We start from the raw sequence: 12706 nt of genomic DNA, 5'->3' as shown, positions 1-12706 counted from the left end.
ACGTCCAGCCACCACCCAGCGGTGGGGAGCATCGTCGGCACCATGCGGACCCGGGAACCTCGCGCATCGGCCTCGCACCGCTCGGCCAGGCTGCTGACCGGCACGTACGCCCTGGCCACCCTCGTGGCGGTCCTGCTCACCCTCTTCGCCCGCCGGCGCCCGCACCCCCTCCTTGCCGAGGGGCTGTTCGGGCTGCTCAACGTGCCCGTCGCCCCCACCTTCGTCTCGGTCGTCGTGCTCGCCCTCGCCACCCGGGCCCTCTTGGGCCGCAAGCGGATCGGCCTCTGGTTCGTGGCTGTCTTCCAGGCGCTCGGGCTCTACGTCGGGTTCGTCGCGCTCGTGCCCGCCGCGCGCCTGCCGCGCACCGACATGTGGGCCAGCCGCGGCGAGCTCGGCCGCGGCCTCGACATCGTCTCCACGGGGGTGGCCGTGCTCGCCCTCTGGTGGCTCTGGCGGCTGCGCGGACGCTTCACTGGACGGCTCCAGCGCGGTTCCTGGGGTCTCGCGCTCGCGGCCCTGCTGACGGGCACCCTGCTCACCCTCGGCGTCGCCCGCCTGCTCCTCGGCGTCGCCCACGCGCCGACGACGCAGGTCGACCCGCTCCTCGACACCGTGCTGGCGGTCTTCGGTGGCGTGAGCCGCCGGACGCTGGCGCTCGTGCCGCACTGGGTCGTCGAGGTGGTGGCCGTCTGCGCGGGCCTGACGATCCTCGCGTCCGTCACGCTCTTCCTCGCCTCCGCCCGTCCGCGCAGCCGGTGGTCGCCCGACCGGGAGGTGGCCCTGCGCACCCTGCTCGCCCGGCACGGGACGGACGACTCCCTGGGCTACTTCGCGACCCGGCGCGACAAGGCATCCGTCTTCTCCCCGGACGGCAGGGCGGCCGTGACGTACCGCGTGCTGGCCGGGGTGTCGCTCGCGTCCGCCGACCCGGTCGGCGACCCGGACAGCTGGCAGGCGGCGATCGACGCCTGGCGGGCCGAGGCGCACGAGTTCGGCTGGGTGCCGGCCGTGCTCGGGGCGAGCGAGCGCGGCGCGCGCGCGTACGCGGCTGCAGCGGGCCTGCGGGTGCTGCGGCTCGGCGACGAGGCGGTGCTGGAGCCGGCACGCTACGACCTGCGCCGGGCCTCCCTCTCCCCCGTGCGCCACTCGGTGGCCCGCGCGACCCGGGCGGGCCTCGTCGTCCTCGTCCGCCGCCAGGGCGACCTGCGGGCCGAGGAGCTCGCGGAGATCTCGGCCGGCGCGGACCGGTGGCGTGGCGGGGAGTCGGACCGGGGCTTCTCGATGGCGCTGAGCCGCTCCAGCGACCCGGCCGACACCGAGGTGCTGCACGTCACGGCGCACGCGCCCGACGGGGCGCTGGTGGGGCTGCTCTCCCTCGTCCCGTGGGGACGCTCGGGGGTGTCGCTCGACGTGATGCGCCGCTCTCCCGAGGCCCCCAACGGGGTGACCGAGCTCATGGTGAACGAGCTCCTCACGCGGGCGCGGGAGCTCGGGCTGCGTCGGGTCTCGCTCAACTTCTGCATGTTCCGTGCCGTCTTCGAGGACGCCGAGCGCCTCGGGTCGGGCTCGCTGACCCGGGTGGGCGCATCCGTGCTCGGCCTCTTCGACCGGTTCTGGCAGCTCGAGCGCCTCTACCGCTCGAACAGGAAGTACGAGCCCGAGTGGCTGCCCCGCTTCCTCTGCTACGAGGACGCCGTGTCCCTCCCCCAGGTGGCCGTGGCGGCCGGGGCGGCCGAGGGATTCGTGCGCCTGCCGTCCCTGCGGTCGACCCCGGCGACGCTCGACGACGCCCACCTGGCGGACGTGCGGGCGCTCGCGGCCGCCCCGGCCCCGACCGACGCCGGGCCCCGGCGTTCCGACCAGTTCCGCCGCCGGCGGGCGACCCTGGACCGGATGCGGGCGGCCGGCATGGACGCCTACCCGGTCGGCGCCGGCACGGCGGCGACGACGCCGCTCGCGTCGTGGTCGGCACCGTCCACGACGGCAGGCGCGGACGACCGGGCGGCCTGCACCGTCTCGGTCGTCGGGCGCGTCCGGTCGCTCCGCGACCACGGCGGGGTCGTCTTCGCGACCCTCGTCGACGGACCGGCGAGCGCGCAGGTGCTGCTCGACGCCGCGCGCACCGGGGCGTCCGAGCTGGACCGTTTCACCGAGGTCGTCGACGTCGGCGACCTCGTGCGCGTCGAGGGCACGAGGGGCAGCTCCCGGTCCGGCACGCCCAGCCTGCTGGCCCGGTCGTGGCGGATGGAGGCCAAGTGCCTGCACCCCGTGCCGTTCCGGGCCTTCGAGGACCCCGGTGCCCGAGCACGACGTCGCTCGACCGACCTCATCGTGCACCCGGACGGCCTCGAGCTGCTCCGCTGGCGCTCGGCCGTCGTCGCCTCGATCCGCCACACCCTCGAGGCGGCCGGCTTCCTCGAGGTCGAGACCCCGGTGCTCCACACGACGCACGGCGGCGCGACGGCCCGCCCGTTCACGACCTTCATCAACGCCTACGGCCTCGACCTCACGCTGCGGATCGCCCCCGAGCTCTACCTCAAGCGGCTCCTCGTCGCCGGGCTCGGCCCGATCTACGAGCTCGGGCGCAACTTCCGCAACGAGGGCGCCGACTCCACCCACAACCCCGAGTTCACCTCCCTCGAGGTCTACCAGCCGCACGCCGACTACGTCGCGATGCGTGCGCTGACCGAGCAGCTCGTGCGGCAGGCCGCCGTCCGCCTCCACGGCCGTGAGGCGCTGCCGCTGACCCGCGACGGGCGGGTGGAGCTCGTCGACATCAGCGACCCCTGGCCGGTCGTGCCGGTGCTCGATGCCGTCTCACGCGCCGTGGGCAGCCGGGTCACCCTCGCCACCGACATGGACGTGCTGCTCGGCATCGCCGCGGCGCACGGCGTGACGATCCGGCCCGAGATGGGGGCCGGCGCCGTCGTCGAGGAGCTCTACGCCGAGCTCGTCGAGCCGGTGACCCTGATGCCCACGTTCTTCACCGACTTCCCCCGGGAGACCTCCCCCCTGACGCGGCCCCACCGCACCCAGCCCGGCCTCGTCGAGCGGTGGGACCTCGTGGTGGCCGGGATGGAGCTCGGCACCGCCTACAGCGAGCTCACCGACCCCGTCGACCAGCGGGCCCGGCTCACCGAGCAGTCGCTCAAGGCGGCCGCCGGCGACCCCGAGGCCATGGAGCTCGACGACGACTTCCTCCACGCCCTCGAGCTGGGCATGCCGCCGAGCGGCGGGCTGGGCATCGGGGTCGACCGCCTCGTCATGGTGCTCACCGGCACCTCCATCCGCTCCGTCCTGACCTTCCCCTTCGTCCGGCCGGTTCCCGCCGCGCGATCCCACACAGAGCCGAGGCCGACATGGAGCTGACCGACACGAGCCTGCTCGTCCTGCTCGGGGCCCTCGCCCTCGGCGTCTTCGCGCTGGTGGTCGCGGGCCAGCCCCGACGCGGCGGGCGACCGCTGCAGGCCGTGGCGCGAGGCTTTCAGGTCCTCGTGCTCAACGTCCTCGTGCTGGCCCTCGCCGGGGCGGCGCTCAACGACCAGTACGTCTTCTACTCGAGCTGGGGCGACCTCTTCGGCTCGCGCTCGACCTCCGTGCAGGTGCACCACGGCGGCTCGTCCACGGCCGTCGTCGCCGCGTCCGTCGCCGGCCCCGGGTTCCGGGGCATGACCACCCCCGCGGTGCTCCCCCCGCTGCCGCAGCCGGGGTCGCGCCTGCAGACCTACACCGTGATCGACCAGCGCTCGAACGCGGAGGGCCAGGTCTACGTCCACCTCCCGGTCGGCTACGACCCGCGGTCACCGCGGGCCTACCCCGTCATCCTCGGGCTGCACGGCTTCCCCAGCGGGCCGCGCGGGTTCCTGCGGCTCAACTTCCTCAGCACCGTCGACGCGCTCACGGCCGAGCACCGGCTCGCCCCCTCGATCGTCGTCGTGCCGCGCATCGACACCCCGGCGGGCCTCGACACCGAGTGCGTCAACGGGGCGGCGGGCGAGCCGCAGACGGACACCTGGCTCTCGCACGACATCCCGGCCTGGACGGCGCGCCACTTCCACGTCGAGCGCACCCGCACCGCGTGGGCCGCGCTCGGCTACTCCTACGGGGCCTGGTGCGCGGCCTCGCTCTCGATGCGCCACCCCGACGTCTTCGGGGCCGCCATCTCGCTGCTCGGCTACTTCCGGCCCGACTTCAGCCCGGCCTACGACCCCCTGACCCCGGCGACCGAGCGCGGCTACGACCTCGTCGACCTCGCGAGGACCGCGCCGCCGCCGGTCGCCCTCTGGGTGCTGACCTCGCGCGAGGACACGTTGTCGTACCCGACGACCTCGAAGTTCCTCAGCGTGGCCCGGCCACCCCTCGACGTCACGGGCACCGTCCTCGCGCACGGCGGCCACCGTGACTCCGTCTTCACCCCGTTCGTGCCCCAGGCCCTGACCTGGCTCGGCCAGACGATGCCCGGGTTCCGTGGCTGAGCCCCGCGGCCGCCGAGGCCGTATGCCGTCGACCTTCCTGCCGCGGCACCTGGACGTGGTCCTCGGCGTCGTCGTGCTCGTCGTGGTGGTCGGCGGCGCCCTCATGCTCGGCGGGGTCGTGCCGAACCCGCTGGCCGCGAGCTCGTCGCAGCACCGCGAAGGTCCCACGGCTGCAACGGGATCCACCGGCGCGACGAGATCCGCGGGCCAGACCCCGTCGCCCTCGTCGGCGGCGACGACGACACCGCCGGCGACGTCGACGACCTCGGCCGTCCCGCCCGGACCCATGACGCTCGTCGGGCTCGGCGACTCGGTGCCGTCCGCCGAGACGTGCGGCTGCACCGGCTACCTCGAGCAGGTCGGCGCCCAGCTCGGGCGCGCGACCGGGCGCCGGTGGGTCGTGCACAACGACGCGAACGGCGGGGCGACCACGGCCGACGTCGAGGAGCACGTCACGTCCGGCCCGACGCGCGACCACCTGGCCGACGCCGACCTCGTCGTCATCGAGGTCGGCGCCAACGACTTCGACCTCGCCCACGTCGGCGACCCCGACTGCCTCCCGGCCGCGACCTCCGACTGCTGGACCGCGACCCTCACGGCCATGGGGCACGGCCTGCAGCGGATCATCACCGACGTGCGGGCGATCGACCCGCGGCCCGACCTGCGCATCGCCGTCATCGGCTACTGGAACGTCACGGTCGACGGCGCCGTCGGGCGTGCCCTCGGCACCGACTTCGTGCTCGGCAGCGACGAGCTGACCCGGCTCGTCAACGACACCGTGGCGCAGGTGGCGACCTCCACCCACGCCCTGTACGTCGACGCCTACGCACCCCTCAAGGGCACGAGCGGGACACGCGACCCGACCGGCGACCTGCTCGACGACGGGGACCACCCCAACGCGAGCGGGCACACCCTGCTCGGCACGGCGGTCATCGACGCCCTACAGCGCGACGGCGCCGTCCAGAGGTGGACGAGCGGCTGACCACCGGCCCGCGGGCCCCGGCGACCGGCATCCGGCGGCAGCGACGGCGGCTGCGGCCCTCCGCGGGCAGACCGCGCGTGGGCACCGTTGCACCCGCGACGGACTCGTGGCACGCTCGAGGTGGTCAGATCGGTCCAGGACAGTGCCGACTCCGTCTTCCGTCATGCATCGGAGATGAGTCGATGGCACCCTCGGACTCACAGCGTCCATCCTTCGCCGAGCGCGACGAGCAGACCGCGGCGCTCTTCGCCCGGCTCGCCGACGCCTCGAACCCCAGCGAGGTGGACGAGGTGGTGGAGCGGATCGTCCACCTCTACCTCGACCTGTGCTCCACCATGGCCGCCCGCTACCACGGGCGCGGCATCGAGCACGACGACCTCGTGCAGGTGGCCCGCCTCGCCCTCGTCAAGGCGGTGCGCCGCTACGAGCCGGGGCACGCCCCCTCGTTCGCGTCGTACGCCGTGCCGACCATCTCGGGCGAGCTGAAGCGGTGGTTCCGCGACCGGGGCTGGGTCGTGCGCCCGCCCCGGCGGCTCCAGGAGCTGCGGGCCAACCTCCAGACGGTGCGGGCCTCGCTCGAGCAGCAGCTCGGTGCCACGCCCACCGACGCCGAGCTCGCCGAGGCGGTGGGCGCCAGCGTCGAGGAGGTGCGCGAGCTGGCCGCGGTCGCGACCGGCTTCCGCCCGCTGTCGCTCGACAGCGCCTCGCCGGACGACGACCGGTCGGGCCTCGTGACCTTCCTCGCCCACGCGGACGCCGACCTCGAGCGTGCCGACGACCGGCTCTGCCTCTCCGCGGCCCTCACCGAGCTCGACGACGACGAGCGCGAGCTGCTCCTGCTGCGCTACGTGGACGGCATGACCCAGCGCGAGATCGGCGAGACGAGGGGCGTGAGCCAGATGCACGTCTCGCGGGCCCTGCGGCGGATCACCGAGCAGCTGCACGACCGCCTCGTCGAGCGCGTCGATGGCGCCGACGACGACGCGGCGGGCACGGGCGGCGCCGTGGCGCTCCACGCTGCTCGGGCGTTCTCGGACGGGGCGCTCGGCACGGCCTCGTGAGCCGGGGTCGGGCCGCGTCCGGGTGACCGGGCGGCACCCGTGACCGGCGCGGGGCGGCAGCGGGTACGTCACCGGGTGCCCCCATTGTAGGAGTCCCCACCCGTGTCGCCATGTCGATCGACCTGATCTACGTCATCGCCGGCGCGGCGATGCTGCTCGCCGCCGTGCTGCCCGCCCTGCTCGAACGCTATGCCGTCTCGGCGGCGATGGTGCTGCTGCTGCTCGGCATGGGCATCGGGCTGCTGCCCCTGCCCGAGGGGATGCGGCTCGACCCGCTCGAGATCCGGCCGCAGATCGAGCGCGTGGCCGAGTTCACCGTGCTCGTGGCGCTGATGGGCGTCGGCCTGGCGCTCGACCGCCCGCTCGACCTGCGGCGACGGGCGTCGTGGCGCACGTGGTCGCCGACGTGGCGGTTGCTCGGCATCGCGATGCCGCTCACCATCGGTGGGGTCGCCGTGCTCGGCTGGGGTCTCGGTCTGGCGCCCGCTGCCGCGCTGCTGCTCGGGGCGGTGCTCGCGCCCACCGACCCGGTGCTCGCGAGCGACGTGCAGGTCGCCGGCCCCGCCGTCGACCTCGACGCGGCCGGCGGGTCGAAGGGCAGGTCGTCGGACGGAGCGGACGACGCGGAGGATGCGGACGACGCGGAGGATGCCGAGGATGCCGACGGGTCCGGCCTCGGCGAACCCGTCGACGAGAAGGACGACGTGCGCTTCGCCCTGACCTCGGAGGCCGGGCTGAACGACGGCCTCGCGTTCCCCTTCGTCGCCGCGGCGCTGCTCGTCGCGGGGGCGGGCAGCGTGTCGTCGTGGGCCGTGTCGTCGACCCTGCACTGGCTCGCCTGGGACCTCGTCGGCAAGGTCGTCATCGGCGTCGTCGTCGGCGTCGTCGTCGGACGCGGCCTGGCGCGGGTCGCCTTCCGCTCCAGGCGTCCGTCGCTGCGCCTCGCCGAGCAGGGCGAGCCGCTGCTCGCCCTCGCCGCCCTCGTCATGACGTACGGCGCCAGCCAGCTCCTCGGGGGCTACGGCTTCCTCTCCGTCTTCGCCTGCGGCATGACCCTGCGGGCGGCCGAGCGCAGCCACGACTACCACCGCTCGATGCACGAGGTGGTGCAGCGTCTCGAGCGGCTGCTGACGCTCGTCATCCTCCTGCTGCTCGGCATGGCCATGACCAAGGGCGTGCTCGGCGAGCTCGACTGGCGCGGCGTGCTCATCGCCCTCGCGCTCGTGCTCGTCGTGCGGCCGCTGTCGGGCTGGTTCGGCCTGCGCGTGGCCGCGCGCCGCGCCGACCTGCCCGGCGGCCTCGGACGCAAGGAGACCCTGGCCGCCGCCTTCTTCGGGGTGCGCGGCATCGGCTCGCTCTACTACCTGGCCTACGCGGCCGGTGAGCACCGGTTCGACGACGAGCGCTGGCTGTGGTCGACGGTGGCCTTCACGATCCTGCTCTCGGTCATGGTGCACGGCACCCTCGCCACCCCGGTGATGCGCTATCTCGAGGGTCGACGCGAACGGGCCGCGGCCGTCGGCACGACCTGACCCACCGGCGTCAGCGGGCGAGCACCACGGTGCAGTGCGCGTGCTCGACGACCGCGCCACCGGTCGACCCGAGCAGCATGCCGGCGAAGCCGCCGGTGCCGGTCGCGCCGATGACGAGCGTGTCGGCGGTCTCCGAGCGCCTGACCAGCTCCTCGGCCGCGTGCCCCGGGACGACCTCGCTCTCGATGGTGACGTCGGGGAAGTCGGGTGCGGTCTCGCCGACGACCTCGTCGAGGAGCGCGCGCGTCGCCTCCTCCGGGTCGGTCGTGAACCACCACGGCGAGGACCCCACGCGGTCCGGCGGCGCGAGCGGGTAGAGGTGCCAGACCGAGAGCGCGACGACGTGCCCGCCGCGCGCGCGGGCCTCGGCGCACGCCCACCGCAGGGCGATCCGGCTCGCCTTGGAGCCGTCGACCCCGACGACGATCGTGGCTCCCCGCTCCCCCACCGGCTCGGGTCGCCCGCTGCTGGTTCCGGTGCTGCCGGTGCTGCCGGTGCTGCTGGTCCTGCTCGTCTCGTCCATGTCGCCCATCTCGCTCACCTCTGGATCCAGCCTCGCGCGCGGACGGTCGCGGCGGCAGGTGCCCAGGGCCCCTCCCCCGAGGACCAAGGTCCCGAACCGGACCGACCTTCGGCCGTGTCGGGGCCCGCCCGGCGCTCGCACCATCGGAGGGAGAGCGCCGCACCCGCGGCGGAACAGCTGGGAGAAGACCATGGGCAGCGTCCTCGTCACCTACTCGACCCCTCCCGCGCCACCGGACGAGGCGCCCTGCGACGGGACGCCCGTGGACCGGACGACCCCGGCCCGGACGCCCCCGGCGGACGCGCCGGGCGACCGTCCCGACGCGCACGCGGCCGCGGTCGCGAGCGCGGCACCCGACGTCGCGGCGACCACGGCCGGCATCGACGAGGCCATCGCCGCCGGCATCACCCACGAGCTCACGGTCGCCGGCCACCGGGTGGCCTGCCGCCCCTTCGTCGCGGCACCCCCGACCGACGTGTTCGACCTCGTGGTCGTCGTCGACGGCCTGCGCGTCAGCCACCGGGAGGCCGGCGCGCGACGGCTCGCAGCCTCCGTCCCGCCGCCCGCCGCCCCGCCCGGCCCACCGTCGCCGTATGCCGTGCCGACCGGTCGCGAGGACGCGAGCATCCCCCTGACGTGGTGCGCCGACTGGCGCGCCGTCGAGGCGTGGTCGCGGACCGTGGGCGGGCAGCTGGCTGCCCTGCTCGAGGTGCGCGCCGAGCTGGCCCGGGTGCGCGCCGAGCTCGAGCGCTGCCGCGAGCAGGCACGGTCGGCGGCCCGCGACCGTCACTCGCCGACCGGCCTCACGCCCGGGCACGGCGGCCGCCGTCGGCGACTCGGCGTCGGCGCGGCGGGGGGCGGGTCATGAGGGCCTCGGAGCACCCGGGCCGAGCCGCCACGGCCCGCGAGACGCACCCGGCCCGGCGTGCCGGGCGCCGCCTCGGCTACGCCGACCTCTCGACGGCGCAGAGCCAGGCACTGCTCGAGTCGCACGACATCGGTCGCGTCAGCTGGAACGCCGGGCACGGCCCGCAGATCTTCCCCGTCAGCTACGCCCTGGCGGCCGACCTCATCGTCTTCCGCACCTCCCCGTTCGGGGTGCTGTCCGAGCTCGTGCACCCGGCCCACGTGGCCTTCGAGGTCGACGACCTCGACCGCGCGCGTCACACGGGGTGGAGCGTCATCGCCCGCGGCCGCGCCCAGGCCGTCGCCTCCCCCGCCCTGCTCACGCACCTGTGGACCGTCGACGGCGCCGAGCCCTGGGCGGGCGGGGTGCGCAACGTCTTCATCGGCATCACCGTCGAGCGGCTCACCGGCCGCGTCTTCGGCTCCCCGGAGCTGCCCCTCCCGACCCACGACGCCATCTGAGGTCGGGGTGCGCGCGGGGCCGGAGCCGGCCGCTTCGGCCCCCGCGGCGCCCGGGCCGCCCTATGTTGGAGGCATGAGGTCGTCGCGCGCGACCCGCCGGCCGGAAGGGCCACCCGAGCCGGCACCCGGGGCCGAGCCGGCCGCCGGGGCCGACGACCGCCTGCGCACCGTGCTGGCGGCCAACCGCTCGGTCGTGTCCGAGCTCGCCCTCCCCGCCGTGCTCCGCCGCATCGTCGAGGCCGCCCGGGAGGTGGCCCGGGCCCGCTACGCCGCGCTCGGGGTGCTCGGCGTGGACGGGCGGCTCGAGCAGTTCGTCCACTCGGGCCTCGACGCCCCGGACGTCGAGCGCATCGGCCACCTGCCCACGGGTCGCGGCGTGCTCGGTGCCGTCATCGAGGATGCCGCCCCGATCCGCCTGCACCGCATCGCCGACGACCGGCGCTCCGCCGGCTTCCCGGACGGTCACCCACCGATGCAGAGCTTCCTCGGGGTGCCGGTGCGATCGCGCGGAGAGGTGTTCGGCAACCTCTACCTGGCCGACCGCCTCGACGGCACGGACTTCACCGAGGCCGACGAGGAGCTGGTGGTCGCGCTCGCCGCGAGCGCCGGCGTGGCCGTCGAGAACGCCCGGCTCTACGAGGAGTCGAGGCTGCGCCAGGAGTGGCTGCGCGCGTCGGCCGAGATCACGAGCGACCTGCTGCGGCCCGGCCTCGGGTCGGACGTGCTCGTCCGCATCGCCGACGCCGTGCTGCGCCTCGCCGACGCCGACGTCGTGGCGATCGCCCTGCCCCGCGCCACGCGGGCCCAACCGGACGGTGACGGTCCGGAGGGTCGTCGGGCGCGGGGTCCGGACCACGGCTCCACCACGGACGACGACGAGCTGCTCGTCGAGGTGGCCCGCGGGCTCGGCGCCGACGAGCTCGTCGGCACGTCCTACCCGGCGCCGGCGGTCGCCCAGCTGGCCGCAGCCGCCCTGCGCGAGCGCAGCGCGGTGCTGGCGGACACCCCCGGACCGGCCGACCCGAGGCTGCGGCACCGGGTGCGTGGGAGCTCCGACGCGCCGGTCATGGCCTGCCCGCTCGTGGACGAGGCAGGCGTGCGCGGTGCAGTCGTCGTGGCGCGGGGCCCGGGCAGCCGGCCGTTCGGGGTCGCCGAGGTCGAGATGGCCGAGCAGTTCGCGGCGCACGCGGCGGTCGCCCTCGAGCTGGCCGACCGCCGCACCGACGAGGAGCGCCTCGTCCTGCTCGAGGACCGGCACCGCATCGCGCGCGACCTGCACGACCACGTCATCCAGCGCATCTTCGCCACCGGCCTGCTCCTCGACGCCGCGCGCACCCGCCGTGACCCGGATGCCGTGTCGGCCGCCGTCGGGCGGGCCGTGGACGATCTCGACGAGACGATCCGCCAGATCCGCGCCACCATCTTCGAGCTCCAGGACGCCACCACCGCCGATGTCCGCTCGGCGCTGCTCACCGTCGTCGGCGCCGCGAGCAGCGGTCTGGGTTTCGAGCCGACCCTGCACCTCGAGGGCCCGGTCGCGACGGTCGTCGACCCCGACCTGCTGCACGACGTCACGGCCGTGCTGCGCGAGGCCCTCACCAACGTCGTCAAGCACGCCCGCGCCACCGGGGTCACCGTGACGGTCGCGGCCTCGGCCGAGACCGTCACGGTCGAGGTCACCGACACCACCCACCTCCCCGACGCCGACGCCGACACCGACGACGACCGGACGGGGGTCCCGACCGACGACCCGACCGGCGACCGACCCGAGGGTGCGGGCGACGGGCCGGCGCGGGCATACGACCCCCGCGACCGGGGCGGTCACGGCCTGCGCAACCTACGCGTGCGCGCCCGGGCCCGCGGTGGCGAGAGCTCGCTCCGTTCGCACGCACGAGGAAGGACCCTGACGTGGACCGTGCCCCTGACGAGCTGACCGGCCCCGTCACCGTCTTCCTGCTCGACGACCACGAGATCGTGCGGCGCGGGCTCGTCGACCTGCTCGAGTCGCACGGCGGCTTCACCGTCGTGGGCGAGGCCGCGACGGCGGCGGAGGCCCGCCGCCGCATCCCCGTCCTCGCGCCGCGCGTGGCGCTGCTCGACGCCCGGCTGCCCGACGGCAACGGCATCGACGTGTGCCGCGAGATCGCGGTCACGAGCCCGGGCACCCGTTCGATCGTGCTCACCTCCTACGACGACGACGACGCGCTCTTCGCGGCGGTCATGGCGGGCGCCTCGGGCTACCTGCTCAAGCAGATCCGCGGCCCGTCGCTCACCGAAGCGGTGGCGCACGTGGCACGCGGCCACTCGCTCATCGACCCCGCGCTCGTCGAACGGCTGCTCGCCCGACTCCGCTCCCCCGACGCCCCTGCGGGCGGCAGGGGCGAGGGTCCCGGTGCGCCGCTCCACGGAGGCCGTCGGCACGGCGTCATGGTCGACGGTCGCCCCGCCCCGGCCCTGACCGACCGCGAGGACCAGATCCTCGCGCTCATCGCCGACGGCCTGACCAACCGTCAGATCGGCGAGCGGCTGCACCTCGCCGAGAAGACGGTCAAGAACTACGTGTCGGGGCTGCTCGCCAAGCTCGGCTTCGAGCGCCGCACGCAGGCGGCGGTCTGGGGCGCGCAGCACCCGAACCCCGACGCCGAGGGATGAGTCGGCGCGCGGTGTAACGCCGCGCGCGCCCGCGGCGATGAGGGGGTGAGGCGGCACCCGATCCCCCGAGCGGGTGCCGCCTCGCCTGCGCGCGCAGCCCGGGCGGGCGCTCC

Annotated in this window: 10 protein-coding genes; 9 read left to right on the top strand and 1 reads right to left on the bottom strand. The window is 75.3% G+C overall.

The window, feature by feature from the left end; translation table 11 throughout:
• Positions 1 to 42: 42 nt before the first annotated feature.
• The 5 genes from lysX to ABD979_RS09745 all read left to right on the top strand — a co-directional run bounded on the left by lysX (position 43) and on the right by ABD979_RS09745 (position 8050).
• Positions 43 to 3369: a bifunctional lysylphosphatidylglycerol synthetase/lysine--tRNA ligase LysX gene (gene lysX, locus ABD979_RS09765; protein ID WP_345507283.1), complete on the top strand. Its 3327-nt coding sequence runs from the start codon at positions 43 to 45 to the stop codon at positions 3367 to 3369.
• A complete protein-coding gene (locus ABD979_RS09760; protein WP_345507282.1) occupies positions 3360 to 4475 on the top strand; it encodes an alpha/beta hydrolase in 1116 nt (371 codons plus the stop codon). The genes lysX and ABD979_RS09760 overlap by 10 nt, the downstream gene beginning before the upstream one ends.
• Entirely contained in the window at positions 4468 to 5457 is a 990-nt protein-coding gene (locus ABD979_RS09755) for an SGNH/GDSL hydrolase family protein (protein WP_345507281.1), read from the top strand. Before ABD979_RS09760 ends, ABD979_RS09755 begins: the two co-directional genes overlap by 8 nt.
• A 182-nt stretch (positions 5458 to 5639) precedes the next feature.
• The gene (locus tag ABD979_RS09750) at positions 5640 to 6518 is read left to right on the top strand and encodes a sigma-70 family RNA polymerase sigma factor (protein WP_345507280.1); all 879 of its coding nucleotides are present in this window, start codon (positions 5640 to 5642) and stop codon (positions 6516 to 6518) included.
• Positions 6519 to 6628: 110 nt separating this feature from the next.
• Positions 6629 to 8050, top strand: a complete 1422-nt coding sequence (locus ABD979_RS09745; RefSeq protein ID WP_345507279.1) for a cation:proton antiporter domain-containing protein — start codon at positions 6629 to 6631, stop codon at positions 8048 to 8050.
• 10 nt (positions 8051 to 8060) lie between these two features.
• Here ABD979_RS09745 and ABD979_RS09740 read toward each other — a convergent pair whose 3' ends face one another.
• Positions 8061 to 8582, bottom strand: coding sequence for a universal stress protein (locus tag ABD979_RS09740; RefSeq protein ID WP_345507605.1), 522 nt, complete (start codon positions 8580 to 8582; stop codon positions 8061 to 8063).
• A gap of 181 nt (positions 8583 to 8763) precedes the next feature.
• On the opposite strand from ABD979_RS09740, the gene ABD979_RS09735 reads away from it, so the two are divergent.
• The 4 genes from ABD979_RS09735 to ABD979_RS09720 all read left to right on the top strand — a co-directional run bounded on the left by ABD979_RS09735 (position 8764) and on the right by ABD979_RS09720 (position 12593).
• Positions 8764 to 9441: a hypothetical protein gene (locus ABD979_RS09735; RefSeq protein ID WP_345507278.1), complete on the top strand. Its 678-nt coding sequence runs from the start codon at positions 8764 to 8766 to the stop codon at positions 9439 to 9441.
• A complete protein-coding gene (locus ABD979_RS09730; RefSeq protein ID WP_345507277.1) occupies positions 9438 to 9941 on the top strand; it encodes a pyridoxamine 5'-phosphate oxidase family protein in 504 nt (167 codons plus the stop codon). Before ABD979_RS09735 ends, ABD979_RS09730 begins: the two co-directional genes overlap by 4 nt.
• A gap of 73 nt (positions 9942 to 10014) precedes the next feature.
• A complete protein-coding gene (locus ABD979_RS09725; RefSeq protein WP_345507276.1) occupies positions 10015 to 11874 on the top strand; it encodes a sensor histidine kinase in 1860 nt (619 codons plus the stop codon).
• The gene (locus ABD979_RS09720) at positions 11850 to 12593 is read left to right on the top strand and encodes a response regulator (protein ID WP_345507275.1); all 744 of its coding nucleotides are present in this window, start codon (positions 11850 to 11852) and stop codon (positions 12591 to 12593) included. The genes ABD979_RS09725 and ABD979_RS09720 overlap by 25 nt, the downstream gene beginning before the upstream one ends.
• Positions 12594 to 12706: the final 113 nt, after the last annotated feature.

The sequence above is a fragment of the Terrabacter aeriphilus genome (assembly GCF_039542985.1).
In the GTDB taxonomy this organism is placed as follows: Bacteria; Actinomycetota; Actinomycetes; order Actinomycetales; family Dermatophilaceae; genus Terrabacter; species Terrabacter aeriphilus.
This window is presented reverse-complemented; position numbering and strand designations above follow the sequence as displayed.